The sequence below is a fragment of the Arsukibacterium indicum genome (genome assembly GCF_019100565.1).
In the GTDB taxonomy this organism is placed as follows: Bacteria; Pseudomonadota; Gammaproteobacteria; order Enterobacterales; family Alteromonadaceae; genus Alishewanella; species Alishewanella indicum.
The window spans coordinates 544,006-570,906 of the sequence record NZ_JAHRID010000001.1 but is presented as its reverse complement, the minus strand read 5'-3'; the positions used below and the strand labels follow the sequence as shown (position 1 = coordinate 570,906).

General features: G+C 47.2%; 28 protein-coding genes and 3 tRNA genes. 18 read left to right on the top strand and 13 right to left on the bottom strand.

From position 1 onward, the window contains the following. Positions 1 to 116: 116 nt before the first annotated feature. Together KQY15_RS02750 and KQY15_RS02745 are read right to left on the bottom strand one after the other, a co-directional pair. A complete protein-coding gene (locus KQY15_RS02750; protein ID WP_217666982.1) occupies positions 117 to 299 on the bottom strand; it encodes a PA3496 family putative envelope integrity protein in 183 nt (60 codons plus the stop codon). Positions 300 to 385: 86 nt separating this feature from the next. Beyond that, positions 386 to 1,435 (bottom strand): glutathione synthetase, encoded by a 1,050-nt coding sequence (locus KQY15_RS02745; RefSeq protein ID WP_217666981.1) that lies wholly within the window; start codon positions 1,433 to 1,435, stop codon positions 386 to 388. 132 nt (positions 1,436 to 1,567) lie between these two features. Here KQY15_RS02745 and KQY15_RS02740 point away from each other — a divergent pair, with 132 nt between their 5' ends. From KQY15_RS02740 to KQY15_RS02705, 8 genes are all read left to right on the top strand, one after another. Next, positions 1,568 to 2,110 (top strand): sigma-70 family RNA polymerase sigma factor, encoded by a 543-nt coding sequence (locus KQY15_RS02740; RefSeq protein WP_217666980.1) that lies wholly within the window; start codon positions 1,568 to 1,570, stop codon positions 2,108 to 2,110. Then, positions 2,107 to 2,781 (top strand): anti-sigma factor, encoded by a 675-nt coding sequence (locus KQY15_RS02735; RefSeq protein WP_217666978.1) that lies wholly within the window; start codon positions 2,107 to 2,109, stop codon positions 2,779 to 2,781. Before KQY15_RS02740 ends, KQY15_RS02735 begins: the two co-directional genes overlap by 4 nt. Before the next feature lie 132 nt (positions 2,782 to 2,913). Continuing rightward, entirely contained in the window at positions 2,914 to 4,497 is a 1,584-nt protein-coding gene (locus KQY15_RS02730; RefSeq protein WP_217666976.1) for a DUF4331 domain-containing protein, read from the top strand. 10 nt (positions 4,498 to 4,507) lie between these two features. Then, positions 4,508 to 5,002: an Ig-like domain-containing protein gene (locus KQY15_RS02725; protein ID WP_217666974.1), complete on the top strand. Its 495-nt coding sequence runs from the start codon at positions 4,508 to 4,510 to the stop codon at positions 5,000 to 5,002. A 45-nt stretch (positions 5,003 to 5,047) separates the two neighbouring features. Then, the gene (locus KQY15_RS02720) at positions 5,048 to 6,148 is read left to right on the top strand and encodes a tetratricopeptide repeat protein (RefSeq protein ID WP_217666972.1); all 1,101 of its coding nucleotides are present in this window, start codon (positions 5,048 to 5,050) and stop codon (positions 6,146 to 6,148) included. Next, the gene (locus tag KQY15_RS02715; RefSeq protein WP_217666970.1) at positions 6,145 to 6,651 is read left to right on the top strand and encodes a hypothetical protein; all 507 of its coding nucleotides are present in this window, start codon (positions 6,145 to 6,147) and stop codon (positions 6,649 to 6,651) included. Before KQY15_RS02720 ends, KQY15_RS02715 begins: the two co-directional genes overlap by 4 nt. Before the next feature lie 22 nt (positions 6,652 to 6,673). Then, positions 6,674 to 8,728 carry a TonB-dependent receptor gene (locus tag KQY15_RS02710; RefSeq protein WP_217666968.1) on the top strand — a complete coding sequence of 685 codons (2,055 nt, stop codon included), beginning with the start codon at positions 6,674 to 6,676 and terminating at the stop codon, positions 8,726 to 8,728. 89 nt (positions 8,729 to 8,817) lie between these two features. Next, entirely contained in the window at positions 8,818 to 9,402 is a 585-nt protein-coding gene (locus KQY15_RS02705) for a glutathione peroxidase (protein ID WP_254795392.1), read from the top strand. A gap of 213 nt (positions 9,403 to 9,615) precedes the next feature. On the opposite strand, the gene rnhA is transcribed toward KQY15_RS02705, so the two are convergent. Further along, a complete protein-coding gene (gene rnhA, locus KQY15_RS02700; RefSeq protein ID WP_217666964.1) occupies positions 9,616 to 10,086 on the bottom strand; it encodes a ribonuclease HI in 471 nt (156 codons plus the stop codon). Positions 10,087 to 10,152: 66 nt separating this feature from the next. Here rnhA and dnaQ point away from each other — a divergent pair, with 66 nt between their 5' ends. The 5 genes from dnaQ to KQY15_RS02675 all read left to right on the top strand — a co-directional run bounded on the left by dnaQ (position 10,153) and on the right by KQY15_RS02675 (position 12,655). Beyond that, complete coding sequence (gene dnaQ, locus KQY15_RS02695) at positions 10,153 to 10,857, top strand: DNA polymerase III subunit epsilon (protein ID WP_217666962.1); 705 nt, start codon at positions 10,153 to 10,155, stop codon at positions 10,855 to 10,857. Then, positions 10,845 to 12,284 carry a TIGR03503 family protein gene (locus KQY15_RS02690; protein WP_217666960.1) on the top strand — a complete coding sequence of 480 codons (1,440 nt, stop codon included), beginning with the start codon at positions 10,845 to 10,847 and terminating at the stop codon, positions 12,282 to 12,284. Before dnaQ ends, KQY15_RS02690 begins: the two co-directional genes overlap by 13 nt. Positions 12,285 to 12,392: 108 nt before the next feature. Further along, positions 12,393 to 12,469 (top strand) — tRNA-Asp (locus tag KQY15_RS02685). A 16-nt stretch (positions 12,470 to 12,485) separates the two neighbouring features. Beyond that, positions 12,486 to 12,562: transfer RNA gene (locus KQY15_RS02680), tRNA-Asp, on the top strand. Positions 12,563 to 12,578: 16 nt separating this feature from the next. Further along, positions 12,579 to 12,655 (top strand) — tRNA-Asp (locus tag KQY15_RS02675). Between the two features lie 84 nt (positions 12,656 to 12,739). Here the strand turns inward: KQY15_RS02675 and KQY15_RS02670 are convergent. From KQY15_RS02670 to tsaA, 8 genes are all read right to left on the bottom strand, one after another. Next, complete coding sequence (locus tag KQY15_RS02670; protein ID WP_217666958.1) at positions 12,740 to 14,131, bottom strand: sensor histidine kinase; 1,392 nt, start codon at positions 14,129 to 14,131, stop codon at positions 12,740 to 12,742. Positions 14,132 to 14,242: 111 nt separating this feature from the next. Continuing rightward, positions 14,243 to 14,671 (bottom strand): DUF6691 family protein, encoded by a 429-nt coding sequence (locus KQY15_RS02665; protein ID WP_217666956.1) that lies wholly within the window; start codon positions 14,669 to 14,671, stop codon positions 14,243 to 14,245. A 15-nt stretch (positions 14,672 to 14,686) separates the two neighbouring features. Beyond that, positions 14,687 to 15,088 (bottom strand): YeeE/YedE family protein, encoded by a 402-nt coding sequence (locus KQY15_RS02660; protein ID WP_217666954.1) that lies wholly within the window; start codon positions 15,086 to 15,088, stop codon positions 14,687 to 14,689. A 9-nt stretch (positions 15,089 to 15,097) separates the two neighbouring features. Next, positions 15,098 to 15,511 (bottom strand): rhodanese-like domain-containing protein, encoded by a 414-nt coding sequence (locus KQY15_RS02655; protein WP_217666952.1) that lies wholly within the window; start codon positions 15,509 to 15,511, stop codon positions 15,098 to 15,100. A gap of 30 nt (positions 15,512 to 15,541) precedes the next feature. Further along, complete coding sequence (locus KQY15_RS02650) at positions 15,542 to 16,291, bottom strand: sulfite exporter TauE/SafE family protein (RefSeq protein WP_217666950.1); 750 nt, start codon at positions 16,289 to 16,291, stop codon at positions 15,542 to 15,544. Between the two features lie 228 nt (positions 16,292 to 16,519). Then, positions 16,520 to 18,241 carry a proline--tRNA ligase gene (locus tag KQY15_RS02645; protein WP_217666949.1) on the bottom strand — a complete coding sequence of 574 codons (1,722 nt, stop codon included), beginning with the start codon at positions 18,239 to 18,241 and terminating at the stop codon, positions 16,520 to 16,522. A gap of 49 nt (positions 18,242 to 18,290) precedes the next feature. Further along, positions 18,291 to 19,349, bottom strand: coding sequence for a Kelch repeat-containing protein (locus KQY15_RS02640; protein ID WP_217666948.1), 1,059 nt, complete (start codon positions 19,347 to 19,349; stop codon positions 18,291 to 18,293). Beyond that, complete coding sequence (gene tsaA, locus KQY15_RS02635; RefSeq protein ID WP_217666947.1) at positions 19,321 to 20,028, bottom strand: tRNA (N6-threonylcarbamoyladenosine(37)-N6)-methyltransferase TrmO; 708 nt, start codon at positions 20,026 to 20,028, stop codon at positions 19,321 to 19,323. The genes KQY15_RS02640 and tsaA overlap by 29 nt, the downstream gene beginning before the upstream one ends. Positions 20,029 to 20,178: 150 nt before the next feature. Between tsaA and purU the strand changes: the two genes are divergently transcribed. Together purU and KQY15_RS02625 are read left to right on the top strand one after the other, a co-directional pair. Next, a complete protein-coding gene (gene purU, locus KQY15_RS02630; protein WP_217666946.1) occupies positions 20,179 to 21,012 on the top strand; it encodes a formyltetrahydrofolate deformylase in 834 nt (277 codons plus the stop codon). A 75-nt stretch (positions 21,013 to 21,087) separates the two neighbouring features. Continuing rightward, the gene (locus KQY15_RS02625; RefSeq protein ID WP_217666945.1) at positions 21,088 to 21,621 is read left to right on the top strand and encodes a hypothetical protein; all 534 of its coding nucleotides are present in this window, start codon (positions 21,088 to 21,090) and stop codon (positions 21,619 to 21,621) included. Positions 21,622 to 21,634: 13 nt separating this feature from the next. Here the strand turns inward: KQY15_RS02625 and can are convergent, their stop codons facing one another. Beyond that, positions 21,635 to 22,276 carry a carbonate dehydratase gene (gene can, locus KQY15_RS02620; protein ID WP_217666944.1) on the bottom strand — a complete coding sequence of 214 codons (642 nt, stop codon included), beginning with the start codon at positions 22,274 to 22,276 and terminating at the stop codon, positions 21,635 to 21,637. 201 nt (positions 22,277 to 22,477) lie between these two features. Between can and KQY15_RS02615 the strand changes: the two genes are divergently transcribed. The 3 genes from KQY15_RS02615 (at position 22,478) to KQY15_RS02605 (ending at position 25,961) form a co-directional block, all read left to right on the top strand. Then, complete coding sequence (locus KQY15_RS02615; protein ID WP_217666942.1) at positions 22,478 to 23,893, top strand: mannose-1-phosphate guanylyltransferase/mannose-6-phosphate isomerase; 1,416 nt, start codon at positions 22,478 to 22,480, stop codon at positions 23,891 to 23,893. After that, positions 23,853 to 25,331, top strand: coding sequence for a phosphohexomutase domain-containing protein (locus KQY15_RS02610; protein ID WP_308160216.1), 1,479 nt, complete (start codon positions 23,853 to 23,855; stop codon positions 25,329 to 25,331). The genes KQY15_RS02615 and KQY15_RS02610 overlap by 41 nt, the downstream gene beginning before the upstream one ends. A 105-nt stretch (positions 25,332 to 25,436) precedes the next feature. Then, positions 25,437 to 25,961 carry an H-NS family histone-like protein gene (locus KQY15_RS02605; protein ID WP_217666938.1) on the top strand — a complete coding sequence of 175 codons (525 nt, stop codon included), beginning with the start codon at positions 25,437 to 25,439 and terminating at the stop codon, positions 25,959 to 25,961. 68 nt (positions 25,962 to 26,029) lie between these two features. Here KQY15_RS02605 and KQY15_RS02600 read toward each other — a convergent pair whose 3' ends face one another. Then, positions 26,030 to 26,773 carry a YciK family oxidoreductase gene (locus tag KQY15_RS02600; protein ID WP_217666936.1) on the bottom strand — a complete coding sequence of 248 codons (744 nt, stop codon included), beginning with the start codon at positions 26,771 to 26,773 and terminating at the stop codon, positions 26,030 to 26,032. Between the last annotated feature and the right edge of the window lie 128 nt (positions 26,774 to 26,901).

The following is a 26,901-nucleotide window of genomic DNA, read 5'->3' as shown; positions in this document are numbered from 1 at the left end:
CAGATAATTCCGGCTCGCCAGTAACAGCAAATGGTAACAAAATCAGAAAAGGTGCTTCGGCACCTTTTTTGTGTCCTCAAACCGGTTACACTGCGCTGGTCCTGTAGCGGATGACGTTAGTCATCCAGCTCCCAGTCATCAAGCAACTGACGCAAGCGTTTTTGCTCCATTAAATCATCAATTCGCCGGCGTGCTTCGTACTTTTGTTTTGCCTTACTGTCTTTACTGACCTCTTTACGCAGTTCGATGTCAGTCGCCAGATCGTCTTCTTCTACTTCAGGGTTAACAGCTAACAACATAGACAATACCTCCGTTTTTTTGCCTATTTACCGTTATTTCGCCAGATACGACAGTGAATTTTTTTTAATTTTACGATAAAAAAATTTTACTTAAGATCAATGTGTAATTCAGCTGCCGCCAGTAACGGTTGAAAAACTTGTTTGCGTGGCGAAACGCCCTGCTTGCTTATGACAATATTTTCAATAAAATCAATTACCTTTTCTTGAAGTCGGACTTTGTTAAGTCGGTTAATTCGGGCAATACCTCCCGGGCTCATTACATTAACTTCAATCAGCTTACCGTTGATAACATCAATACCGGCAAAAAATAAGCCGTCCCGTGCCAGCTTCGGGCCAATATGGGCGCATAGCTTTTTTTCTTGTTCTGTTAGCTGATGTTTTACCACAGTGCCACCGGCATGGACATTGGATCGCATATCGTCTGCTGGTGGAATGCGTCGCATCGCGCCGATGGCTTTGCCGTTTAACATCAGGATCCGAATATCACCAAGCTCAGCCCCCTCAACATATTCCTGTAGGATAACGTAGTTGCCTTTATCACCATCACCAATATAAAAATCCAGCAATGAGCGGGCGCTTTGCACTGCTGATTTTTCCATGACGATAACGCCTTTACCGCCATAGCCATTAAGCGGTTTTAAAATCATTTTGTCGTTGGCGGATTCTGCCAAGACCCGGGCCAGGTAATCTTTGTTTTTAGAGACATGAGTGACCGGAATAAACTCGTTGGCCGGGTCGTGCAGGGAGGCGGTATACATTTTATTATTGGCGATTCGAATGCCATCTAAATCATTCATGATAAAAGTATCTTCCCGCACGGAGTCGAGAAAATTCAGCACAATCGGATCAAGTGGTGGATTCAGCCTGACAAAAATGGCATCGAAGGCAGCTAATGGCAGTTTTTGCTGGTTAAATTCTACTTTCTGGTAAAAGCTGGCGATATTGCTGGAGATTTTCTGACCTTTTATCACGACTTTACAAAAGGCCATTGCAATACTATCCCGCACCGTCAGATTGTTAGCGTGGGTAATGGCTACGCTGTGGCCACGGCTTACTGCCTCATGGATCATCCGGATGGTGCTGTCACCATCCGGCATCACTTTTTCCCACGGGTACATCAGAAAACAAATACGCATGCATTACTCATTTAATGGATTGTGTGCTAAGCATAAAGGGCTCGTACAAAAAAGGAAGGGCAGAATTGTGCGGCTGCATCCATTTAATAAATTCGCTCGTAGTTTAAAAAGAACAAAAACAAGGAATTTGACATGGAAACATCGCAACAACAATTGTTGGAGTGGCTTTACGCTACAGCCAATGGTAATCGCTCCGCCTTTGAAAAATTATATCAGGCTTGTTCAGGAAAGCTATTTTCAGTATCACTGCACCTGCTGCGCCGGCACGACTGGGCCGAGGACGTGCTGCAGGATGCCTTTGTCAGGATCTGGCATAACGCGGCAGATTACCATGCAGATAAAGGTACGGTGATGACCTGGATGATTAGCATTACCCGCTACCGGGCGCTTGATTTGTTAAAGTCGCGTCGGATTAAAGCTGAACATATTGACGTGACTGATGATTTAACGGCAGAGATAAAGCCGGGGGAGGTACTGGGCTTAACCAGGGAAAAGGTTAAGTTAGATGAATGTATGGAGGCGCTGGTACCAGAGCAGCGTCAGTCTATTCAGCTGGCTTACTTAAACGGCCTGAGCCATCACGAAATTACCGAGCATACCGGCTCGCCGCTCGGCACCGTAAAAAGCTGGATCCGTCGTGGTTTAACCCAGTTAAAGAGGTGCCTTGAAGGATGAACTATTTACTACAACAAAGGCTGGATGCGCTGGCAGTTAACTTTGTGTTGGGCGGGATGCGTGGCAAGGCAAGAATGCGATTTCAACGGTTAATTGCTACCAACAGTCAGGTACGCAGCACTGTATGGCGTTGGGAGCAGCATTTAAATCCACTGGCTGCCTCGTTACCCGCTACTTCTCCACGAGCTGAGGTATGGCAGAACATCCAGCGCCGTTTAGGCTGGCTGGCCCAGGAGCCTGTGGTCAGTCGCAGTAGCAGGCCGCTTTGGTTTAGTCTGGCAGCGGCAGCCTGTGTAATGCTGGCAGTAATATTTTTGCAGCCAATCTCAACCGCACCGGTGAAAACTGAAGTGGCGATTATTCAAACCGCTGAAGCCAAAGCGCTGTGGCTGGTATCACGGCAGGAGCAGCAGCTGGTATTAAAGGCGACGGCAGCGGTAACTGCAGCCACTGAAAATGATTATCAGCTCTGGATGTTGCCGGCGGATGGTCAGCCACCTGTGTCACTTGGCATTTTACCACAGCAAGGCGAAACAACAGTGCAATGGCCTTCCGCAGCATTGGGTATTGATATCGCCGCACTGGCAGTGAGCTTCGAGCCGCGGGGAGGCTCGCCTACCGGCCTGCCAACCGGGCCGGTGTTATTCACTGCTGAGATTATCGCAATCTGATTTCAGATATCGTCTGTTAACGTAAAAAACCGCTGCGGCGGTTTTTTTTTGCGTTTTTTTTAATTAGCTGCATCCACTAACAATGCTGAGTCGTTACTGGGTTGCAACTTCAATTAAAAAAGGATCCAGGTTATGCAACGTTCAATGTTATTTGTGGCGGTTACATCAGCCCTAAGTGCGGCAATTATTGTCAGTGATGTGCAGGCATCAAGCCACCGTGAAGCGCCCAGTATTACCCGCTCACCAACGGTGGATGCGACTGATTTTTATATTTTTAACAGTTACGAAACGGGCCGTGAAGGTTATGTCACGCTTATCGCCAATTATATTCCTTTGCAGGATGCGTATGGCGGGCCAAATTATTTTGCGATGGACCCATCAGCAGTGTACAGCATTCATATTGACAATGATGGCGACGCAATGCCGAACATGAGTTTTAACTTCCGCTTTAAAAACTCTCTGGCCAATGAAGGTGCCGGTGTTGAATTACCAATTGGGCCAGAAGGTAATCAACGGATGGTGGCGGTACCGCTGAAAAATGTGGGCGGTATCAGCAGTGGCAGCAGTGCTGCGCTTAATTTTATCGAAAATTATACGGTAGAGCTGACAAGCGGCAGCAGTAGCAACATGTTAATGCCGGGGGATGGTGCGATGCACTTCACCAAGCCTTATGACTTTGTTGGTACAAAAACCTTTACCAGCGCCACTGAGTATCAGGCTTATGCTGACCAGTATGTCTATGATGTTACGATGCCTGGCTGTGAAACCTCAGCCCGGATCTTTGTTGGCCAACGCAAAGACCCTTTTGTGGTAAACCTTGGTGAAACCTTTGATTTGGTAAATTACGTACCGGTTGAAGGTGATAGTGCACCGGGTGCTGGCGATGGCGGCGGCTTTCCGGGTGGTATTACCCAAAGCAGTGCGAATGATGACTTGCGTGATAAAAACGTTACGTCTCTGGCAGTTGAAGTACCTGCAAGCTGCATTACCGGTAGTGGCAATGGTGTAGTGGGCGCCTGGACAACAGCCAGCTTACCTCAGGCCCGAATTTTAAATCCTAATGCGACGTTTGAACGGCCGGAAGTGGCTGGCGGTGCCCTTGTTCAGGTTTCACGGTTGAGCAACCCGCTGGTCAATGAACTGGTAATCGGTTTGGCCGATAAAGATAAATTTAACAGCAGTAAACCTTCAGCTGATGGCCAGTTTGCTGATTACGTAACTCATCCCAGCCTGCCTGCACTGTTAAATATTCTGTTCAGAGATGCGGTAAATAGTACGCTAGGTACTGACATACAAGATTTGGCACCGTCAAACTTTCCACGTCTGGATTTAGTCAATGCATTCCTGACGGGGGTTGCAGGTGTTAATCAGTTAGCAACGGTAACGCCATCAGAAATGTTGCGGCTAAATACTGCAATTCCGGCCAAACCAGCAGCTATGCAATCGCCATTTGGTGTCGCTGGTAATGATCTGGCTGGGTTCCCTAACGGTCGTCGTCCGGGCGACGATGTAGTGGATATTGCACTACGGGTAGTAATGGGTGCACTGTGTCATGACATTCCGGTTAATGGCATACCGACCAACCTCGGTTACTGTATGCCTGAGGACGCACCCGTAGGTAATGTTCCCTTCACTGACGGTGCACCGTTAAATGCCTCTATGCTGAACAGTGAGTTTCCCTATTTATTGACCCCATTGGCAGGTTCACCTAATTAAGGAGGTCGACATGAAAAGCATAATATTGAAAACAGCGGTGACATTAGCTGTTATGACCGGCTTATCAGCCTGTAACAGTAGCAGCGATGATGAACCAAATTCGCCGCCACAGTTTCAGGGAACCAGTTTTGTCACTGAAACGGATGTAGCTATTTCCGATAGACTGACTGCAAGTGATCCTGACGGTGATCAGATAAGTTTTAATTTGTTGTCAGAAGCCGTCAGTGGCTCAGTGGTACTGCAGCGTAATGGTGATTTTGTTTACACACCGCCTGCGGAATTTACCGGTACTGATAGTTTCAGGGTACAAATTACCGACGGTAAAAACTTCGTTGAAAGCATGGTAAGTATCGATATACAGGTGGCGGTAGTCTCATTTCTGAATTACAGCCGTTCTGCGTTTGCTCAGGAAGCTGATGCTGCGCCGTTACCGGTTAATGGTCGTGAGTTTACTATGGATGCCATGTCTGAAGCTGATTATGCCGATCTGCTGCAAGGCTTATAACAGGAAATAAAGCGGGGCGGTTAACGTCCCTTTTTTAACCAGTCTATGAAAAAATACTTTGTTTTTTTTGCGTTTATGCTTTGCCTGCACGTGCAGGCAAACGTGTATCAGCCGGCGGCGACTGATAAATTAGCATTAGCCGCACCATTGCCATTAACCGCTGAAATGGCAGAGTTTACCTCATTGTTAGCTAATGAACCTGACCAAAACACGGTTCTGGAACTCAGTGCTTTGTACTTACAGGGGGCACGTAAACCGGGATTTGATGCCTGGTTCCACGAAGCTGAGCAATTACTTGATAGCCTGAATAAACCATATACCGGTTTGCTTCAATATCAATTGTTGATAGCCGATATTCAGCAGCAGCAGCATCAGTTCCAGGCTGCGCTTAAAACGTTGGATGCGGTTTTTAAAAAAGAGCCACAACATGTCACGGCCAGCCTGATGGCAGCAAGAATTTATCTTGCAATAGCCGAGCATGACGCTGCGCAACAAGCGTGTGCAAGGTTATGGCAGCAAGATTTATTTTTATTGTCCGTTTGCAGTTATGAAGTTGCCGGGCGTAAAGGTAACTGGGCAACCAGTTATCCGGCGCTGCTGAACCTTTTTAAACGTCAGGCTACCATGCCATTAGCCATTGAAATATGGGTTAGGGGTATTTTAGCTGAGCAGGCTGAACAATTGGGCAAAATTGAGGTTGCGCAGCAGTGGCTATCCCCGGTTTTGTCGCAAGCGCCAACCAGTTTGTGGCTGAAATGGGCTGATTTAAGCCTGCAGCTCGGAGACGCCGCCCTGGTGTTCGATAAGTTGGCAGCTTTGCAGCAGAATTTTGGCATAGCTGACAGCTTGCTGGTCAGGCTTGTCAGGGCCGGGCAGCAATTAACCTTGGCGCATGACAACGCTCAGGCGCTCACTTTTGCTACTGAGCTGACGCAGCGGGTTGCGGTTCGGGTAGCCCGTGGTGACAGCGATCATGCCGCTGATCTGGCGCATTATTTTTTACATATTGAACCGGATGCCGCAGCGGCATTGTATTGGGCGAAACTGAACTATCAAAGTGCTAAAGAGCCTGACGACCTTGCGCTGTTGGAGCAAAGCATCCGGGCACTGGCAAAAGCAAATCAAATAACGGAAGCGGATAAATGAAAAACAGTAAGCTGATAGCAGCTATAGCCTGCCTGACCGTATCACTACATGTGTGCGCCCATAAATTCAGTACCGCTTACATGGATGTGAAAGTGGTTAACAGTCAGCCGGTTTTACTGTGGAAAGTGGCGCTACATGATCTGGCTCAGGCCAGGCTGATTACCGCAGATAACAGCCACCAGGTGTCCTGGCAGCAGGTGATAGACAGTGCACCGGCGCTTAACACCTATTTAAATGAACATCTGGCCTTCAGCAGTGCTGGTTCGCCTTGTCTGCTTGAGCCAGCACCGGCCGGTAACTGGCAGTTACAGCAACTTCAGCGTGATCATTATTTAGTGCTTGCTGTTACGGTGAATTGTGACAGTGCCACCGATTGGCAAGTCAGTTACCGGGCATTATTTGCCAGTGAACCCAGCCATAAACTGTTGTTGTCATGGCAGGTACCCGGAGAGGCAGCCAATGGCGTGCTCTCTGCTGACTCAGACACCTTTCCGCTAAACTAAAATTTAAGTAACAGGATAATCCATGAACAACTATCGATACCGCCTGCTTGCCAGCGCCTTCGTTTTAGGCTGCTTACCGGTGGGGCTTGCAGCAGATCCGCTGTCGGCTCATATGATGGAGCAAATTACGATTAAGGGCCGGCAAACCGATTTACTCGGCCAGGCAAGTTCTGCCTCCGAAGGCGTAATTGGTGACGCAGAGATAAGTGACCGCCCATTACTTCGCACTGGCGAAGTGCTGGAGTTCATTCCTGGTATGGTGGTAACTCAGCATAGCGGTAGTGGTAAAGCAAACCAGTATTTTCTGAGGGGCTTTAATCTTGATCATGGCACCGACTTCAGCACCAGTATCGATGGCATGCCAATTAATATGCGAAGCCATGGTCATGGCCAGGGCTATACCGATTTAAGTTTTATTATGCCTGAGCTGATCAGTCAGATTGCTTATCAAAAAGGAGCTTATCAGGCGTACGATGGTGATTTTTCCGCTGCAGGTTCAGCCCGGTTCAGTATTCAGAACCGTACACCCACAGATATAATGCTCAGTGTTGGCCAGGACAATTTTCGTCGGTTAATGGCTAAAGGCAGCAGTAAACAGGGCAACGGCAACGTGCTGCTGGCAGGTGAGCTGCAGGAATATGACGGCCCCTGGACGGACATTAAAGAAGATGTTCAGAAGGTAAATGCTTTGGCGCGTTACAGCCAGCCATTGGGTATTGGACAGCTTTCGGTAACGGCAATGGCATACGATAACAGCTGGAACGCCGCTGATCAGATCCCTGGCCGTGCTGTGGCCAGCGGTCAGATTGCCAGACTGGGTTCACTTGATACCACCGTCGGCGGCCAGAGTAGTCGCTACAGTTTGTCGACAAGCTGGTACAGCGATGCCTGGCAGGCGAATGCTTATCTGATTGATTCTGAGATGGATTTATGGTCTAACTTCACCTATTTTCTGACAGATCCGGTTAATGGCGATCAGTTTCAACAAGTCGACAAACGGCAGATTTTCGGTGGTCAGTTAAGCCATCACTGGCATCACCGGGTTGGTCAGTTTGCTATAGAGCATGTTGTTGGTGTGCAGTTACGTTATGACGATATTGGTGAGGTAGGGCTTTACAACACTCGTGCCCGGCAACGTTTAAATACTGTGCGAAGCGATATGGTTGAGCAGGGTTCTGTGGGTGTTTTCAGCCAGTCAGATATTCAGCTTAATGCCGACTGGACTGCACATCTGGGTTTGCGTTACGACTATATGGATGCGTCCGTCGACAGTGCGTTAACAACAGCCAACTCTGGCAATGCGTCTGACGATATTCTGTCGCTGAAGGCAGGTATCAGTTATCAGTTTTCGCCAAACTGGCAGGCGTATCTTAATACCGGTCAGGGTTTTCATTCAAATGATGCCCGTGGCGCTACCACAGTTGCCGATCCGCTTACCCTGGAAGCAGTAGAGCCGGTCGATTTACTGGTAAAATCTGACGGTGCAGAACTTGGCTTACGCTTTTTTGATTACACTGCTTTTAATGCCTCCCTGGCAATCTGGTATCTTGAGCTTGATTCTGAGCTACTTTACGTTGGCGATGCCGGTACAAATGAGCCGAACAGGGGCAGTAAACGTTTTGGCGTTGAACTGGCTGCCTATTACTGGCTGGGCAGCAACTGGAGTTTGGATGCTGAGTTGGCCCTGACCCGTTCCCGTTTTACCGGCAACGTGGAGGGTGAGGGCAATTATGTGGATGGCTCACTGCCACTGGTAGCCAGCATGGGGTTAATTTATAAAGCAAACCGTCCCTGGCAAGCCAGTCTAAGGTTGCGGCATTTTGGTAAACGAACGTTAGATAGCTTCAATGAACAACGCTCTGCCGCAACCACGGTGCTGAATGCAGGGTATCAATATGCCTGGCGACAGTGGCAGTTTGGCGTTGATTTGTTAAATCTGCTCGATAGCAATGATAACGACATTGACTACTTTTACGCCTCGCGCCTGCCGGGTGAACCAGCAGAGGGCATCGAAGACCGCCATTCTCACCCATTAGAACCCAGAACACTGCGCCTGAAACTGACTTATCGTTTTTAATCGCACGCTGTTACTGTGACACAGATCGGTTTAGGCTAAGCTTACGTAACAGCTTAGCGTATATGCCAACATGTCTTCGGAGAATGAAAATGAATAAATGGTTAGGTGCCGCTGCGTTAGCAGGCTCGTTAATGTCCACTTCTGTGCTGGCTAACCAGTGTGGTGAAATACTGGGCCATGCTATGCAACAGCTAAATACCCGTGAAACGGTCGATTTGTGTGAACAGTATCAGGGTAAAACGGTACTGGTCGTCAATACTGCCAGTAAATGTGGCTTTACCAAGCAGTTTGAAGGGTTGGAAGCGTTATACCAGAAGTATCAGGATAAAGGCTTAGTGGTGCTGGGTTTCCCGTCTGACAGTTTTAAGCAGGAATATGATGATGCTGAAAAAACAGCAGAAGTTTGTTATCTGACTTATGGCGTTAAGTTTCCGATGTTTACCACTACCAAAGTAAAAGGTGATGAGGCGAACCCGGTATTTAAAGCGTTAATTGCCAAAACCGGTGAAACCCCGTCCTGGAATTTTAATAAGTATCTGGTAAGTAGCGATGAGCAGACAGTTAAGCATTTTGGCAGCCGCACCGCACCGGATGACAAAGATTTTATTGCTGAATTGGAAAAGATGCTGTCTGCGAACAACAGTAGTGAAAGTACAGTTAAATCTGGTGAATAATTGCATAACCAGAGGGGCAGCTGCGGCTAGAACCTCGATTTGGACATCACAGAGTGTCTGAGTGAGCGCGTAAGCGCGAGCGAGTTGCTGTGATGGGCCAAAGCGAGTGTTGTAGCTAAAGCAGCTGACCTTGCACCAGCCGCAGTTGCCTAATCAATTCTTGCGGTTAATTTGTGGCATAAAAACTTTGTACGTTTTTTGAAATCCACCTTCTTATTTATTTGCTTCAAACGCATGGTCGACTGTGGTTGGCTTGGCTTCAGCTGCGCTGCGGGCCAGAACGTCACAACGTTCATTCTCTGGGTGGCCGGCATGGCCTTTCACCCAGTGCCAGTTTACAGTATGTCTTGCTGCAGCTGCGTCTAACCGTTGCCATAAATCCTGATTTTTAACCGGCTGCTTCTGGCTGGTTTTCCAGTTATTGCGTTTCCAACCTGCCAGCCATTGCATTATACCCAGCCTCACGTACTGACTGTCAGTGGTTAAATCGACCTGGCAGGCGGATTTTAAACTCTCCAGGGCAATAATAGCGGCCAGCAGTTCCATCCGGTTATTGGTGGTAAGACGATAGCCGCCACTGAGCTCTTTGCGATGCTGGTTGTACACCAAAATAGCGCCGTAACCGCCGGGCCCGGGGTTACCGAGACAGGAGCCGTCGGTATAGATCGCAACACTTTTCTGCATAAAGCCTTTCCTCGAACCAAAACGGCGTATAATCTAACGTAATTGCAGTAAAAAGCGAAATCTATCATGGCAAAGCGACAAATCATTCTGGATACCGAAACCACCGGTATTAATCCGCGGGAAGGGCACCGTATTATCGAAATTGGTTGTGTAGAACTGGTAAACCGACGTTTTACCGGCAATAACTACCATGTTTATATTAACCCTGAACGGGAAATTGAAGCTGAAGCGATTGCAGTACATGGCATTACCAATGAGCGTCTGGCAAATGAGCCCAAGTTTCGGGATATAGCCAAAAGCTTCTTTGACTACATTCAGGGCGCAGAGCTGGTTATTCATAATGCCGCGTTCGACGTGGGTTTTATCGACCATGAATTTGCCAGACTTCGACCCGCATTGCCGCCGGTGCATGAGTATTGTGCGGTACTCGATACCCTTAAACTAGCGCGGGAGCTGCACCCGGGACAGAAAAACAATCTGGATGCATTGTGCCGTCGTTACGATATTAATAACAGTCATCGGACCTTACACGGTGCTTTACTGGATGCTGAAATCCTGGCCGATGTTTATTTGCTGATGACAGGTGGCCAGGTCAGTTTAAATCTGGCAGCAGAGCAGGAACAGGGGGAAGCCGGAGACAATGAGCAGACAACCTTGATCCGCAGCAACAAATTAAAGGTTATCAGGGCATCTGCCGATGAACTTCAGGCCCATGAAAGCCGGTTAGATTTGGTTCAGAAAAAAGGAGGAAGTTGCCTGTGGCGAACCTAAGGGGTCAATGGTGGTGTGTAGTGCTCATTGCAGCCATGCTCTGGCCTGCAATGGTACAGGCTCGTCAGGACAGCGAGCCTGCAGAACAGGCGTTAACCGCTGAGCAGGCCAGCGATCAGGCCGAAGGTTTTGCCCTGCTGGGCGATTTACCTACTAAAAATCAGATCCCCTTTTTCGAAAATCGCTTTCGGATCGACAGCGAAGTTGAAACCATTACATTACTTTTGTTTCGTCGCCCGGGCAGCGCCTCAGTGGTGTTGGTCAGGCCCGATGGCAGTAAGTTGCATTTTAATACCGCAGAAGAAAATCAGATACGCTGGCATGATGCCGCCACCTACGACTTAATAGAAATTAATAACCCTATGGCCGGGCCGTGGCAAGCTATTGGCCGGATCCTGCCAGAAAGCCGGATTATGGTGCTTACTGATATTAAACTTGACGTTGACCCACTGCCAGCCAATCTGATGGTAGGGGAAACCGTCAAAGTCACTGCACGGCTATTAAATGGCGATACAACGGTAAATGCCCGTGATTTTCGGGAAGTGCTAACGCTGGAAGTCATTTTCATCAGCACAAATAATGCAGAGTTTGATAATTTTGGCCGCGGTATTATTCAGGTAGCCACGTTCAGAGATGATGGCCGCGGTTTTGATGAGCGGGCCCGCGACGGTATTTTTACCGGTGAGTTCAAACTTGACTTTGTTGCGGGGCAATGGACCCCCAAATATATTGTCCGTACAGCACTCTATACCCGGGAAATTGAGCAAGAGCCCCTTATTTTAAAGCCGGCACCAATTAACCCGGAAGTTGTTATGGCAGCAACTGAAGCTGACAGCCATCAGGTAATATTTAATTTAACGGAGCCGGGTGTAGATGCGGCAAGTTTGCTTATCCAGGGACGAATTCGATATCCGGATGGCAGTGTTGACCAGTACGCATTGAATGCCGAGGCAAACCCTGATAATACCCTGGTTGTGCTAAATAAAGGGTTTGGTAGTTATATTCTTGAGACTGCGGTGTTTGGCAACTGGCAGGATGGTCGCGAGTTTATGTTAACAATGCCGGAATTAAGTTTTGTGGTAAATCAGCAAACATTTGCCGCGCCCGAACTGGAGCAGTTACCAGAACAAATGCGTGCTGACCTAAGCCCTGTTGAACCCGAAGTTGATCCGGGATTTCCATGGGCACTGGTTATTGGTATTAATGTGTTTATTCTGATCACAGGAAGCCTTGCCATCTGGTTTATTATGAGTGGTAAAAAGCCGGCTGCTTTGCTGTTTTGGCGGAACAAAACAGTTGCTGCAACTGGCAGTGTCAAGCCATCTGCTGCGGCTGCTGGTAGTACCAAAAATGAGCCTGCGCAGACAAAAGCACAAAAAAACAACGATCTGGATGATATTCTGGATCTTTCCCTGCCGGATGATTAAGGAATAGCCAAAAGCGACAAAAAAGAAGTTGACGGGCTATGGCCTTATCCGTATCATTCCCGCCGCACCAGACGATACCCAAATGAAATTGTCTGGTGTAATTAGCGCGGAGCGGTAGTTCAGTCGGTTAGAATACCGGCCTGTCACGCCGGGGGTCGCGGGTTCGAGTCCCGTCCGCTCCGCCAATTTTGTTGCTTCTTCGGAGCGGTAGTTCAGTCGGTTAGAATACCGGCCTGTCACGCCGGGGGTCGCGGGTTCGAGTCCCGTCCGCTCCGCCAATTTTGTTGCTTCTTCGGAGCGGTAGTTCAGTCGGTTAGAATACCGGCCTGTCACGCCGGGGGTCGCGGGTTCGAGTCCCGTCCGCTCCGCCATATATTCCTTCTTCAAATAACACCAGCTCAGATTACATCAGCTCAAATTCAAATAAAGCAATATGTTGGCAGTGTTCAGCATTATCATTTAGTGCCGGCTGCTGCGGGACAAATTGGCGGTAGGGTCAACCGAAAGCTGGTGCCAACCCCTGGGGTTGAATCGACGCTTATAGCACCTCCGAGGGTACTGGCTACCAGGTTATAGACAATTGCCAGCCCCAGCCCACTACCACCATTACTTCTTTTGGTGGTATAAAACGGTTCAAAAATCCGTTTCTGCTCTGCTTTGGCAATACCTTTGCCATTATCCCGCACGGTTAATTGTACTTTTCCCTGTTGCTGTTGTTCGATCAAAAACTCTACTTCATTGGCATTTTTATTTTGGTCAAAGGCGTGGACACAGGCATTAATAACAAGATTAGTAATAACCTGGGCAATAGCACCGGGATAAGTAGTAATGTTGACCGGCTGATGGCACTGAATAATATGATTGACATCGTATGCTTTGGTATAAGGTTTAAGCGTTGACACTAAAGTATGGATATAATCTGCCAGGTTAATTGTCTGAATATCATAGCTGGATTGATCAACCGCGGTTTTTTTAAAGTTAACAACCAGTTCAGCCGAACGGTTAAGGGTGCGTTCTATCACTGCATGACTATCGCGCAGTGCTGCTATGGTCGTTTCCAGTTTGCTTCGGCTTAACGTATTACTTTCCAGCAATTTCTGTAATTTATCTGTTAGTTCAACACAGTGAGAGTTAGCCGTAATGGCAATACCCAGCGGAGTATTAACCTCATGGGCAACCCCTGCAACCAGTGTTCCTAATGACGCCATTTTTTCAGATTCAACCAGCTGCGCCTGAGTTTGCTGCAGTTCACTAATGTGCTTTTCCAATTGCTCCGTACGCTCAACTACCCGGCGTTCAAGTTGCTGATTTAACTGCTCCAGTTGCTGCTGATATTGTTTTTTCTGACTGGCCGTCAGCGCTCTGCCGTAAAGATCGGCAAGGGCTGCAACAAAATGTGTTTCGTCGTCAGTCCAATGTTTTATGGTTTCTTTTTGTTCGCAGCAAATAATGCCGATCATTTCGCCACCGAAGCGGATAGGTACATCCAGCATAGACACTATATTAGCTGGAATAAGATAGCTTTCAGTGAATTCAGCTGTGGCAGGGTGGTTGCATGCGTCGCTGGCGCGGATCACCCGTTGATGGTCAAGTGCACTGAAATAAGCCGGTAAGTCGCGACGGTGAAAGGTGGCCTTTTCCGTGCTTAGCGGTAAATCCTTGTCCAGCAGTTGCTCACAGGTAATGAGGTTGCGTTTATCATCGAAACACCACAAGCTTACCCGGGCTATGGCTAAACCATTTAAACAGGCTTGCAATAACAGCAGCTCGGCAGCCTGACTGTCACCACTATCCAGTACCGGGCTTAATGAAACGTGGAGCAGAATATTTTCAAGCGTTGTATCCACATCAACCAACTCTGGGTTAGGGCAGATTAACCTGCCTGTTATGTTCATCGCATTTAGCTTATTGTTTACTATAGCAATGAATTTAACAGGAGACGAACAATCAGCCGCAGATCAGGATTTTTGCTGACGTTTGTTGATGGGTATCTTGCCTGCGATAAACCAGCCGAGCACCATCATGGCGACGAAACCTGCGGTGCCAGTGCTGGCAGCTGGCAGAGCAGCAATGGCTGGCCCCGGACAATAGCCAGTTAACCCCCAGCCGACACCAAAAATAGCAGCGCCGGCCAATAAAGAACGGTCCAGATGTTGTTTCGTCGGTAAATAGAAATTCTTGTCAAATAAAGGGGTGCTTTTGTTCAACACCAACCGGTAGCCCAGAGTATAAACCAACAGGGCTGCCGCCATTACCAGCGCCAGGCTCGGATCCCAGTTACCGCTAACGTCCAGAAAGCTCAAGACTTTTTGTGGGTCTATCATTTTGGAAACAGCAATTCCAGCAGAGATCAACATGCCTGACAACAGGGCAAAGAAAAGATGCATAAATAACCTCAAACGTTAAAACAAACTGGCTACAATTACGCCAGTAGTCATAAACATCATGGTTGCGACAATAGAACGCGGCGAAAAGCGGCCGATCCCGCAAATACCATGGCCGGAAGTACAACCACTACCCCAGGCAGTGCCAAGCCCGACTAGTAAACCTGCAATCAGGGTGCGACTGTTCAGATCCGGTGTACTGAAACTGAAATCATTTATCACAAGCGCAACCAGTAGCGGGCCGAGTAGCAACCCTGCCACGAAGGCCAGCCGCCAGCTTCGCCCCTCGCGTTGGAAAATTGCCAGGCTGACAATACCTGAGATACCAGCTATCCGCCCCAGGGTGACCAGCAGCAACAAGGTTCCCAACCCAATCAGACTTCCGCCTAGCAATGCCGAAAATGGTGTAAAGTTATCCATTTTTTATCTCTATTTTGATTCTGTAGTTTGTATTGCAAAGTTTGCAGCATGCCAGTCCTGCATACCACCCGCTACCGAGTAAACCTTAGTAAAGCCCATGCGCTGCAATGACTCTGCTGCCAGAGCGGAGCGGCCGCCGGATCGGCAAATCAGAAATAATGGAGCACTGGCCAACTGTTCTAAAGCAACATCTGCAGCGCAGCCACTGGCGGCGACAGCCGGATGATTGGCCAGTTGCATTTCCAATACCCCTCTTGGGTAGTTTATTGCACCAAAAATATGGCCCTGACTAAACTCTGCCGGTTCCCGTACATCAATAAGCCTTGGTTCCGGATGCTGATTTAAATAGGCTGCAAGATCAGTAACACTAACCTCTCTGACAGCCGCTCTGGCTTCTGCTATCAATTGTTGCGATGTTTTCATCCTGTGCTCCTTAACCCCTATTTTGCCAGTTTAAAAAACGGATTGCGTGATAACGACGATAGCCATTAGCGCTAAAAATATAGCAAAGCCCCGCTGTAGTTTTTCTTTGGGTAAGCGCCGGCCAACCCAGCCACCGAGATAACTGCCTGCAATACCGGCGATTGTCATTAACGCAATAACTGGCCAGTCAAATTGCAGTCCCTGACTACTAAACACCAGGTAATATTTAGCAAAACCAACAAAGGATTTCATGGCAATTATAAGTAAGCTGGTAGCGACACTGACAGCAATCGGTAAGCCTGCCAACAGCACTAACGCTGGAACAATTAAAAAGCCACCACCAACCCCGACAAAACCGGTAATGGCACCTACCAGCAAACCATCAGCTATCACCTTGGTTTTGTTAAAATCAGGCAGACTTATCATGTCCTGCAATTTACTGCGCCACATAAATACTGCTGCAACAATCATAAGCAACGCAAAAACCAATAATTGCCAGCGGCTGTCGATAAGGGTACCTGCCCAGGCTCCGCCGTAGGTACCAAGCATGCCCGGCACACCAAACCAGAGCACATGGCGCCAGCTAATCAGCCTTTTCATGCCATTGTGAACAGAGCCAAATAAACTGATACCTGCGACAATTAACAAGGAAGAGGCAATGGCTAATTCAGCAGACATACCAAGCAGGTACAGCAATACCGGCACTGTCAGAATAGAGCCGCCTGAGCCAAACAGGCCAAGGCTCAAACCAATAATTACTGCCCCAACAAATGCCAGCACCGCGCCTCCAGATATATCTAAAAGGAATAAGCTTATAACTCGATTTATTCTAAGGTGTTTTCAGTAAGCTGGCAATTAAAATTTAGAATAAACTAATTTAAATTTGTGCAGTATCAAATTTATATATCGGGTATAACAACAGGGCTTGGAAAATAAAGGTAGCTAACGAAACAGACTGTGTTTAGCAAGCACGCATAAACACAGTCCTAAAAGGGGGCAAATAAACTATCAGGAAATTTTTTGCTGGATCTCAGCGACAACAGAGGCAATATCAAGCATCACTTTTTCCCCTGTGCGCCTGTTCTTATATTCAACCTGCTGGTTATCAAGATTCCGTTCACCTATCACGATAGTATGCGGTACGCCAATCAGTTCCATATCGGCAAACATAACGCCCGGGCGCTCCCGGCGATCATCAAATAATACTTCAATGCCGGCAGCTGATAACTGCTGGTAGAGTTGTTCGGTAACTTCAGCAATACGAACTGATTTATGCATATTCATCGGGATCAGGGCTAGCTGAAAAGGGGCAATAGCATCTGGCCAGATAATACCGTTTTCATCATGGTTTTGTTCAATTGCCGCGGCGACAATGCGCGATACACCGACACCATAGCAACCCATGGTCATAATTTGATGCTTGCCATCTTCGTTCAACACGCCGGCTTTCAGTGCTTTAGAATATTTTTCACCCAGTTGAAAAATATGACCAACTTCAATCCCACGTTTAATGATCAGATTACCAAAACCACAAGGGCTCGGGTCGCCGGCCACAATATTACGGATATCTGCTACCTGATACTGCGTAATATCCCGCTCCCAGTTGGCACCGGCAAAATGAAAACCATCCTTATTTGCTCCTACTACAAAGTCAGCAAGATGGGCAGCACTGCGATCAGCGATAATTCTGATTTGTAAGCCAACAGGTCCTACTGAACCCGGGCCTGCCTTACACAGTGTGCGGATCTGCTCCTCTGAAGCAAATTGCAGGGGGCTGGCAACACCATCAAGTTTTTCGGCTTTAAGTTCATTTAACTCATGGTCACCACGAAGTACTAAAGCAATGAGCTGTTGCACGCCTTTTTCGTCAGGTTCAGCCAGTACAAATAACGTTTTGGCAATAGTTGCTTCTGCAACATTGAGTAGCGCAGCTACCTCCGCCACAGTGCCTGCGTCAGGAGTAGCAACTTCGGTTAGTGCTGATGCCGGTGCCGCCCTGTCGCCTTTAGGTGCCAGTGCTTCAGCCATTTCGATGTTCGCAGCGTAATCACTGCTGTCTGAGAAAGCGATAGCGTCCTCGCCAGACTCGGCCAGTACATGAAATTCGTGGGAAACACTGCCGCCAATAGCGCCACTGTCTGCCTGCACGGGCCGGTAATCCAGCCCTAACCGGTTAAAGATATTGCAATAAGCACTGTACATCGCGTCATAGGTTTGTTGCAGGCTTTGCTGGCTCAGGTGGAAAGAGTACGCATCTTTCATAATAAATTCGCGGGCGCGCATTACGCCAAAACGCGGCCGGCGTTCGTCGCGGAATTTAGTTTGAATTTGATACAAATTCAACGGTAATTGCTTGTAGCTGGTAATTTCCCGGCGAACCAGATCGGTGATCACTTCTTCATGAGTCGGCCCCAGCACATAGTCACGCTGATGGCGGTCCTGAAAACGCAGAAGCTCCGCGTCCATACTGAACCAGCGACCAGATTCCTGCCACAACTCAGCAGGTTGCACCATTGGCAGCAGCACTTCGATAGCGCCCGCTTTATTCATTTCCTGGCGAACAATCTCTTCAACTTTACGAAGCACCCTTACACCAGTAGGCAGATAGCTGAACATACCCGTGCCTAAGCGACGGATCATGCCGGCGCGAAGCATCAGTTTATGGCTGATTATTTCAGCGTCAGAGGGGGTTTCTTTTACTGTAGATAATAAATACTGGCTGGTGCGCATACCGCTCTCAGAAAATAGTCAGAAAATTGCCGTCATTCTAGCAAGTCATTTACTCTGGCAGAAGTTGAATCTGATGTTTTATTGGCTTATTTGTTACCTTTTGCTCTGGCAGCATGCCGCCAAGGGTATAAAATTCGCCATTTAATTCCAGCAATGTCCGGGCGTCCATCACCGGGACACTGTCTGCCGCCGTTCGCCATTGTTTTGTGGCAACAGAATATATCCAAACGCTGTTATCCGGGCTGACAACCTGGCCATTGAAGCTTATTCCGTTGTAATGATAGGGAAGTTTACTGCCGCCGGTAAAAATAATTACCTGCTCGCCGTTCAGTTCCGTCCCTGCTGCTGCCATTCTGAAACGGGCTTCGCCGGTGGGGTGCGGCACCGGTTGCCAGCTTATTTCGTTCGGATTGCTGGTGATTGTTCCCAACCAGCACGCGGGTTCACTGACAAAGTTGCGGGGTTTCGCCGGCGGGTACTCGATAGCGACGCCATCACATACCAGTAACTTATTGTCGATAATACCGCCAGATAAACCAAATACCGGTTTGCCCGGGAAAGGCGTCGCCTGGGTCCAGCGCTGGGTAAAATTATCAAACAGTTGTACCAGATTAACGTTGCCATGGTCACTCCAGCCACTGACCAGATAGATATAGCGATTCTGATAGGGCAGGGCAACGGCATCATCAACCGGCACGGGTATGTCGTTGATCCGGGTATAACGCCGGGTTACCGGGTCCAGCCGATAGCTGTCGGTGGCCGTTTGCCTGGTGCCATCAGCATTGACGGTAAAGCCGCCAAAAATGAAAAAATTATTGTTCAGTGCAACAGCACTGGCCGCTGCGCGACCAGTAAATCGTTGCTTGCTGGGTACCACAGGCAATTCAGACCAACCAAATTCTCCCAGGGTGTGCATCCATATTTTATTGTGTAAATCAGCGCTTTGCTTGCCAGGGCCAATGCCCATTGCACTGATAATATAAGTTTTTCCGCGCACTGTAGTGCTGGCAACACTATTGTTGCTAACGGGTTCGGGTAGCTCCGGTATCGCTATGCTACTGGCTGCAGCCATCAGTAAACTAAGGTAGCTGAGAGATTTCAGTAACATGATTGTGTTCTCCATTGACAGTCCATTTAATATTAAACTGGTACAACGACATACCATAGTGTTGTTCAGTTGTACGCTGTTTTTTATAAGATGGTCTAGGGTCTTGTTTCAGTACTTTTTCAATCAGTATCGCCAGATCAGGATAAGCCGTTTGCGCCTGACAAAAATCCATTGCATGTTCGCTAAAGCTCACCGTCATCATGGTTTGTGGCGCACTGTCGGCAAATCCCCCTGACGCGTTTGGCAGCGCATCAGCATAGGGTAAATAAGGTTTAATGTCTAAAATAGGCGTACCATCCAGCAAATCTATACCGCTCAACTCCAGTATCAGTTTGTCTTGCTGACGGTAAACCTTTTCCAGTTTTACGACAGACAGGCCAATTGGATTGGGCCGGAATGTTGCCCGGGTGGCAAAAACACCTTTGCGGGCGTTGCCACCCAGCCGTGGCGGCCTGACCAGAGGCGACCAGCCCTTGTCCGCGGTTTCATGAAATACAAACACCAGCCATAAATGGCTGAAACTTTCGATCCCCCTGATGATGTCATTTTCGGCATAGGGGGGCACAAGTATTAATTTGCCTCTGGCTTCAGGGATGAGCCCGGGCTGTCGTGGGATAGCAAATTTTTGTTTATATGGCGACTCAATCGTGCCAACAACATTAAACTGAAAAGCATTCATTAATAACAATACGCAGCGAGCTTTGATAAAGGAGCATTATGCAGTTGCAGTAACGAAACAACAAGCGGTAGTATAGCCGTCTGAATAGCTTTGACGCTATACGTATGTTAGGCCAGACTGGCGTTGCCCATGTTAATTTAAGAGTATGAGATGGAACGAAAAACCCTGTTAACAGAATGCCCTGATTCGAAAGGACTGATCGCCCAGATAACGAATATTTGCTATAAGCATCAACTGAATATTGTCCGCAATACTGAATATGTCGATCCGGTAACCGGGCAGTTTTACATGCGAACTGTTCTGGAAGGCGTATTTAATGATACCACCTTACTATTTGATTTAGACCGGGCGTTGCCAACCGGCAGTCGCCGTAGTTTATTAAGTGAAGGTGCCAAGCGGGTGGTAGTGCTGGTTACCCGGGAGGCACATTGTCTGGGTGATATTCTAATGAAAGTGTTCGATGGTTCACTGGCGTTAGATATTGCAGCAATAGTAGGCAACTACGCTGAGCTTAGTGCTTTGGCTGACAAATTTGCAATCCCATACCACCATATAAGCCATCACGGAGTAAGCAGAACCGATCATGAACAGCAAATTTTGGCGACAATAGCGCCTTATCAACCCGATTATCTGGTGTTGGCTAAGTTTATGCGGATTTTAAGTGCCGACTTTGTTGCCCATTATCGCAATCGGATTATTAATATTCATCACAGTTTTTTACCTGCATTTATTGGGGCTAACCCATATCAGCAGGCGTTTGAGCGCGGTGTGAAAATTATTGGTGCGACCGCTCATTTCGTGAATGAACAACTCGATGAAGGCCCGATAATTGAACAGATGGTGCGTACGGTGGACCATAATTTCAGTGCTGCTGACATGGCTAAGGCGGGCCGGGATGTTGAAAAAGCAGCGTTAAGCCGCGCGTTGCAACTGGTGGTAGAAAACCGGGTACTGGTACATGGCAATAAAACCGTAGTGTTATAAGCAGGGTTTTACTTTAAGCAGATTATCTTTAATACTTCAGCCATATTCTTAGCGTGCTTAAACGGGATAATTGTAATGAAAGTATTAGTTTTTATATGTTGCCTGTTTACAGGTTTTGCTCTGGCAGCCGAAGATAACCCAACTTTACACCCAAAACTGGAAGTATTCCGGCCGTATCTGGGCCAGTATTGGCAGGGCAATCTCGCTGAGCCCGGCAGTGACAAGCAAGTTATTGACCGCTCGCACTGGTTCCGGGCACTGAACGGCCAGGCAATTAAAACGGTACACTCAATAAACCATGGCGAATATGGTGGTGAGTCATTTATATTCTGGGACGATGCAAAAAACAGTCTGGCGTATTATTATTTCACCACTGCTGGTTTTTATACTTACGGCACCATGCAATTTAATCCGCAAAGCGGTGAAATTACCGCGCTGGAGAGCGTCGAAAATAATCAGAACGGCATCACTCAGGTAAAATCACTTAGCAAAATAATGCCAGACGGCAGTTTACAGGTCCGTTCCAGTTATTTGCAGAATAACAAATGGGTTGAAGGCCACAGCGCTGTCTATCAACCCGTTGCTCCGCAGGAAATTATATTTAAATAATGATCAACACGGCCTAGTTGTCGAGCGGATCCATTGCATATATATCGTCTATTTTATCGGCGCAGGAGTGACTGACCCTTAAGTCTTTCACCCTGCCATTTCGCAAACTGTAAACCCAACCGTGAATGGCCAGTGGCTGACCCCGCTCCCAGGCTTCCTGGACAAAACTGGTATGACACAAATTACGAACCTGCTCGATGACATTGAGTTCAATCAGCCGGTTCAGGCGTTCATTGTCATCTTCGAAGCTGTCCACTTCTTCCCGGTGCATCGCATAGACGTCTTTAACGTTTCTCAGCCAGTTATCAACAAAGCCTACCCGCTGCTTCATCATAGCTGCTTTTACACCGCCGCAACCATAATGTCCTACCACCAGGATATGTTTTACTTTCAGAACGTCAATTGCATACTGTAAAACAGATAAACAGTTCATATCTGAATGTAATACCAGGTTGGCAACGTTACGGTGAACAAAGAGCTCGCCAGGCAACAGCCCGACAATTTCATTGGCCGGTACTCTGCTGTCTGAACAGCCAATCCACAAGTATTCAGGGGTTTGCTGCTCAGACAATTGCTTAAAAAAGCCCGGTTGTTCGCGTTCTATCCGATCGGCCCAGTTTTTATTGTTGATAAAGAGTTCTTTAAATTTTGGCATAACACTTATCCTGAAAAAAGTCGCGTTAAGATAGCTGATTCTACCTTAATTATGAGCACCGACCAGCCCGATTCCAGTCATATAATTAATGGTGCAGCTGTTATCGATGTAAATATTCCGGGTGACGTTTGCTGGCAAAGCTGGCTATACTAAGCTTAGCTAACTATTTTATTCTTATGGAAAGTATCGCAAGGAGTAGCAATGATCCCGGTTATTTTATCTGGTGGGTCGGGTACCCGGCTCTGGCCATTGTCCCGCGCAAAAAAGCCCAAACAATTTTTGTCCCTGGTTAACGAAAAAAGTATGCTGCAAAATACCCTGCTCCGGTTAAAGGGTATCGAGCAGCTCGCACCGCCATTGGTGGTATGCAACGAAGACCATCGTTTTATGGTGGCTGAACAGTTGCGTGAGTTACAAATCAGTAACGCAGGTATTTTGCTGGAGCCGGTGGGTAGAAACACCGCACCTGCTATCGCCATCGCCGCAATTCAGGCACTTCAGACAGAACAAGATCCGGTACTGCTGGTATTGGCTGCTGATCATGTTATTCAGGACATTCCCGCGTTTCAGCAGGCTGTTGCTGAGGCAATGGTGGCTGCCACAGCGGGTAAATTGGTAACTTTTGGTATTGTACCAGTGAGTGCCCATACCGGTTATGGTTATATTCGACACAATACCAATAGTATTGCAGATATGCCAAATACGTTTGCGGTAACCGAATTTAAAGAAAAACCAGACAAAAGTATGGCAGAGCACTATCTTGCATCTGGAGAATATTGCTGGAACAGCGGCATGTTTATGTTTAAAGCCAGTAGTTTATTGGCAGAACTCGAAAAATTTGCGCCGGATATTGTTAAGGCATGCCGGTTAGCGGTGAGTGAAGCAAGCCAGGATCTGGATTTTGTCCGGGTAGACAAAACTGCGTTTAGCACCAGCCCGGCCGATTCCCTTGATTATGCCGTGTTAGAAAAATCCGACAACACGGTGATGGTACCACTGAATGCTGGCTGGAGTGATGTTGGCAGTTACGATGCGCTATGGGAAGTGATGGCAAAAGATGCTCAGGGCAATGCCTGTCGTGGTGATGTGATGTTAGAAGCAACCTACAACAGTTATGTTAACGCCGAAGAAAAGCTGGTAGCAGTTATTGGCTTAGACAATGTTATTGTGGTTGAAACCAAAGACGCTGTGTTGGTTGCAGATAAAAATGATATTCAGCAGGTAAAAAACATTGTGCAGCGGTTACAAAGCTATGGCCGAACCGAGGTTGATTTGCATCGCGAGGTTTTCCGGCCGTGGGGTAAATATGATTCGGTCGATCAGGGAACCCGTTATCAGGTTAAACATATTACGGTTAAACCCGGCGCTAAACTGTCTGTTCAGAAACATCATCACCGGGCGGAGCACTGGGTTGTGGTCAGTGGCACTGCGCTGGTAAGAAACGGCGATGAAGAGTTTATGGTAACCGAAAATGAATCAACCTTTATTCCAATTGGTGTGGTTCACTCGTTAGAAAACCCCGGTAAAATCCCGTTGGAACTTATTGAAGTTCAGTCAGGCAGTTATCTGGGGGAGGATGATATTGTGCGTTATGCTGATAAATATGGCCGGGGGTAAGATGGCTATTTTATCCTGCTTTAAAGCTTACGATATCCGGGGAAAATTGGGTGAAGAGCTGAACGAACAAATTGCCTACAGCATTGGCCGGGCCTTCGCCAGAATTATAAAACCGGCTAGGGTAGCGGTGGGGGCTGATATCCGCCTTAGTTCTGAATCTCTGAAGCTGGCGCTGACACTGGGCTTGCTGACAGAAGGTGTAGACGTGCTTGATTTGGGCATGACTGGCACCGAAGAGGTTTACTTTGCTGCACAATACCTGGCAGTAGACGGGGCAATTGAAGTAACAGCCAGTCATAATCCGATAGATTATAACGGTATGAAACTGGTTCGTGCTCAGTCGCGACCCATTAGTGGTGATACCGGTTTATTTGCGATCCGCGATGAAGCACAGCGACTGCAGGCAGAGTTATTTTTGCCGTCAGCTTTAGCAGACTTGGCTAACCAAAGTAATACGATGACTGCAAATGACACCTGGCAGTATGGTAAGGCCAGCTATAAAAAACAAAGTATTCTTCAACCTTACATTACGCATTTGCTGAGTTATATCAACAGCGCCAATATTAAACCGTTAAATCTGGTTGTTAATGCGGGTAATGGTGCGGCCGGTCATGTAATTGATGCGCTTGAGCAAGCCTTTATACAGCATAAAATACCGATAAATTTTATTAAGATTAATCATCAACCTGATGGTCATTTCCCCAACGGGATCCCTAACCCGTTGTTAGTTGAAAACCGGCAAATGACAGCTGATGCCGTGCGTCATTGTCAAGCCGATTTTGGTATCGCCTGGGATGGCGATTTCGACCGTTGTTTTTTGTTTGATGAGCAGGGGAATTTTATAGAAGGCTATTATATTGTTGGTATTCTGGCTGCCGCTTTTCTGCAAAAAGAGCCGGGGGCAAAGATCATTCATGACCCCCGCTTATACTGGAATACAGAGGCGGTATGCCAACAACACAATGGTAAAGCTGTTTGCAGCAAAACAGGCCATGCTTTTATAAAAGAAAGAATGCGTTCTGAAGATGCTATTTATGGCGGTGAAATGAGTGCACATCATTACTTCCGCGATTTTGCATACTGTGACAGCGGAATGATTCCATGGCTGCTTGTTGCTGAATTATTATCTTTATCAGGTAAAAAGTTATCGCAGTTGGTTCAGAAAATGATTGCTGACTATCCCTCCTCCGGTGAATTAAACTTCAGTATTGGCCAACCTAAACAGGTGATTGCTAAATTAGCAGAACACTATGCTAGTCGGGCTGTGGCTGTAGATGATACGGATGGTTTAAGTATGGACTTTGGAACATGGCGTTTCAATCTTCGCGTTTCAAATACAGAAAATGTTGTCAGATTAAATGTTGAAACAAGAGGAGATTCAACATTAATGGAACAGAAAACAGCTGAAATAAAGTTATTCTTAACTGAGGCTGAATAGAATAAGTTATTTTATTTTATATCTTTCTGTTAAAACTCTGCGTCGCTTTATTTAATCAGTTAAATTGCTTATCCTTTGTTAAATTTTTATACACAGGAGAGAATTATGTCTTTATTGTTAGATAAAAAAGAGCTAAAGAAAGCAGCTAAAGAGCTGACACTGGTTAAACTGACAGATGTTATTGAAACATTGAATGGTGTGCTGGCAGAGCGGCAGCAGGAAGTTGAATTAATTGCCAGGCTTGAGCAGTTAGCTAAAGCTCAGGGTTATACAATGGAGCAATTAGGATATAGGCAAAGCAGTGATGTTGTTGTTGCTGAAAGTACAGATAGCGCCAGCTCCAGACGGCCCGTGAAGCCAAAGTTTAAAACGATAAATAAAGATAGCCAGTTTTTTTATGTTGAGAATGGTCAGTTGCAGTTGCTGCGTACTCATACGATGAAGAAAGGTTTGCAGCAACGTGGTATTCAGGTTGTGCCGCTGGCTAAGGTTGATAAAAAGTTTGCCAAAGATATCGACAAACTCATTGCTGAGGCAACAGCGCAGGCAATTAGCAATTTTAATAACAAAGTGGCTATCTGGAATGAGTGGGCAGTGGCTAACGGCGGTGAGATCCTGGAAAAACGCTGAAGAAGTTAGTGATAAAACCGGCGATAATGCCGGTTTTATCATGGAAAATTACCAGATTCGCTGGTTATCTATTTTGGTTGTGCATCAAGTGACTTACCATTTTCAGACTTACTGGCATCAGACATTAAATATAAATATAACCCCATCAATTCTTCTGGTGTTTTCAGGTTCATTGGATCTTCACCCGGATATGCTTTGGCTCGCATTGCGGTGCGGGTGGCACCCGGGTTAATGCAATTCACTCTGACTGACGTACCGGCGTACTCGTCGGCCATAACCTGCATTAGTCCCTCTGTCGCAAACTTTGATACTGCATAAGGTCCCCAATATGCGCGGCCGGTGCGGCCAACGCCTGATGAGGTGAAGACAACTGAAGCCGCAGGTGCTTTTTTTAAAACCGGCATTAAGGCCTGAGTCATCAACATAGCGCTGGTAACATTAATTTGCATAATGTCCTGCCAACTGGCCAGATTGATATGTTCAAACGGGCTAAGTACGCCAAGTAAACCGGCATTATGCAGTACACCATCCAGTTTGCCGAATTCCCGCTCAATGGTTGTTGCCATATCTTTATAATGGCTGGCTGTTGCGCCTTTTAAATCTAATGGCACAATGGCCGGCTCAGGAGCACCTGCAGCAACAATTTCATCATACACTGCCTCAAGCTTTTTTACTGTTCGCCCAAGCAGGATAACTGTTGCACCATAACGGGCAAAAGTCAGCGCGGCACAACGGCCAATGCCGTCGCCAGCACCGGTAACTAAAATAACTTTACTCTGCAGTGACCCGGCCGGGATAGGGTAGTTATTCATAAAATCTAACCTGTTAGCATTGAAAAACGGCGCAAGCATACGCTTAAAACAACTATTTTGCATCTTTCTTACTGCCAACCGTATTTTTACGCTAGCGATCTGACAGACTTTGAGTTAACTTTAACTGG

Bases quoted from the DNA above. Each gene is read 5' to 3' on its own strand.
- KQY15_RS02725 (WP_217666974.1), top strand. From the start codon at position 4,508: ATGAAAAGCATAATATTGAAAACAGCGGTGACATTAGCTGTTATGACC.
- rnhA (WP_217666964.1), bottom strand. From the start codon at position 10,086: ATGCAGAAAAGTGTTGCGATCTATACCGACGGCTCCTGTCTCGGTAAC.
- can (WP_217666944.1), bottom strand. From the start codon at position 22,276: ATGCCAAAATTTAAAGAACTCTTTATCAACAATAAAAACTGGGCCGAT.
- KQY15_RS02660 (WP_217666954.1), bottom strand. From the start codon at position 15,088: ATGGATAACTTTACACCATTTTCGGCATTGCTAGGCGGAAGTCTGATT.
- KQY15_RS02665 (WP_217666956.1), bottom strand. From the start codon at position 14,671: ATGCATCTTTTCTTTGCCCTGTTGTCAGGCATGTTGATCTCTGCTGGA.
- tsaA (WP_217666947.1), bottom strand. From the start codon at position 20,028: ATGAATGCTTTTCAGTTTAATGTTGTTGGCACGATTGAGTCGCCATAT.
- KQY15_RS02735 (WP_217666978.1), top strand. From the start codon at position 2,107: ATGAACTATTTACTACAACAAAGGCTGGATGCGCTGGCAGTTAACTTT.
- KQY15_RS02730 (WP_217666976.1), top strand. From the start codon at position 2,914: ATGCAACGTTCAATGTTATTTGTGGCGGTTACATCAGCCCTAAGTGCG.
- purU (WP_217666946.1), top strand. From the start codon at position 20,179: ATGGAACGAAAAACCCTGTTAACAGAATGCCCTGATTCGAAAGGACTG.
- KQY15_RS02645 (WP_217666949.1), bottom strand. From the start codon at position 18,241: ATGCGCACCAGCCAGTATTTATTATCTACAGTAAAAGAAACCCCCTCT.
- KQY15_RS02745 (WP_217666981.1), bottom strand. From the start codon at position 1,435: ATGCGTATTTGTTTTCTGATGTACCCGTGGGAAAAAGTGATGCCGGAT.
- KQY15_RS02610 (WP_308160216.1), top strand. From the start codon at position 23,853: ATGATATTGTGCGTTATGCTGATAAATATGGCCGGGGGTAAGATGGCT.
- KQY15_RS02715 (WP_217666970.1), top strand. From the start codon at position 6,145: ATGAAAAACAGTAAGCTGATAGCAGCTATAGCCTGCCTGACCGTATCA.
- KQY15_RS02710 (WP_217666968.1), top strand. From the start codon at position 6,674: ATGAACAACTATCGATACCGCCTGCTTGCCAGCGCCTTCGTTTTAGGC.
- KQY15_RS02655 (WP_217666952.1), bottom strand. From the start codon at position 15,511: ATGAAAACATCGCAACAATTGATAGCAGAAGCCAGAGCGGCTGTCAGA.
- KQY15_RS02625 (WP_217666945.1), top strand. From the start codon at position 21,088: ATGAAAGTATTAGTTTTTATATGTTGCCTGTTTACAGGTTTTGCTCTG.
- KQY15_RS02615 (WP_217666942.1), top strand. From the start codon at position 22,478: ATGATCCCGGTTATTTTATCTGGTGGGTCGGGTACCCGGCTCTGGCCA.
- KQY15_RS02750 (WP_217666982.1), bottom strand. From the start codon at position 299: ATGTTGTTAGCTGTTAACCCTGAAGTAGAAGAAGACGATCTGGCGACT.
- KQY15_RS02605 (WP_217666938.1), top strand. From the start codon at position 25,437: ATGTCTTTATTGTTAGATAAAAAAGAGCTAAAGAAAGCAGCTAAAGAG.
- KQY15_RS02640 (WP_217666948.1), bottom strand. From the start codon at position 19,349: ATGTTACTGAAATCTCTCAGCTACCTTAGTTTACTGATGGCTGCAGCC.
- dnaQ (WP_217666962.1), top strand. From the start codon at position 10,153: ATGGCAAAGCGACAAATCATTCTGGATACCGAAACCACCGGTATTAAT.
- KQY15_RS02600 (WP_217666936.1), bottom strand. From the start codon at position 26,773: ATGAATAACTACCCTATCCCGGCCGGGTCACTGCAGAGTAAAGTTATT.
- KQY15_RS02720 (WP_217666972.1), top strand. From the start codon at position 5,048: ATGAAAAAATACTTTGTTTTTTTTGCGTTTATGCTTTGCCTGCACGTG.
- KQY15_RS02740 (WP_217666980.1), top strand. From the start codon at position 1,568: ATGGAAACATCGCAACAACAATTGTTGGAGTGGCTTTACGCTACAGCC.
- KQY15_RS02705 (WP_254795392.1), top strand. From the start codon at position 8,818: ATGAATAAATGGTTAGGTGCCGCTGCGTTAGCAGGCTCGTTAATGTCC.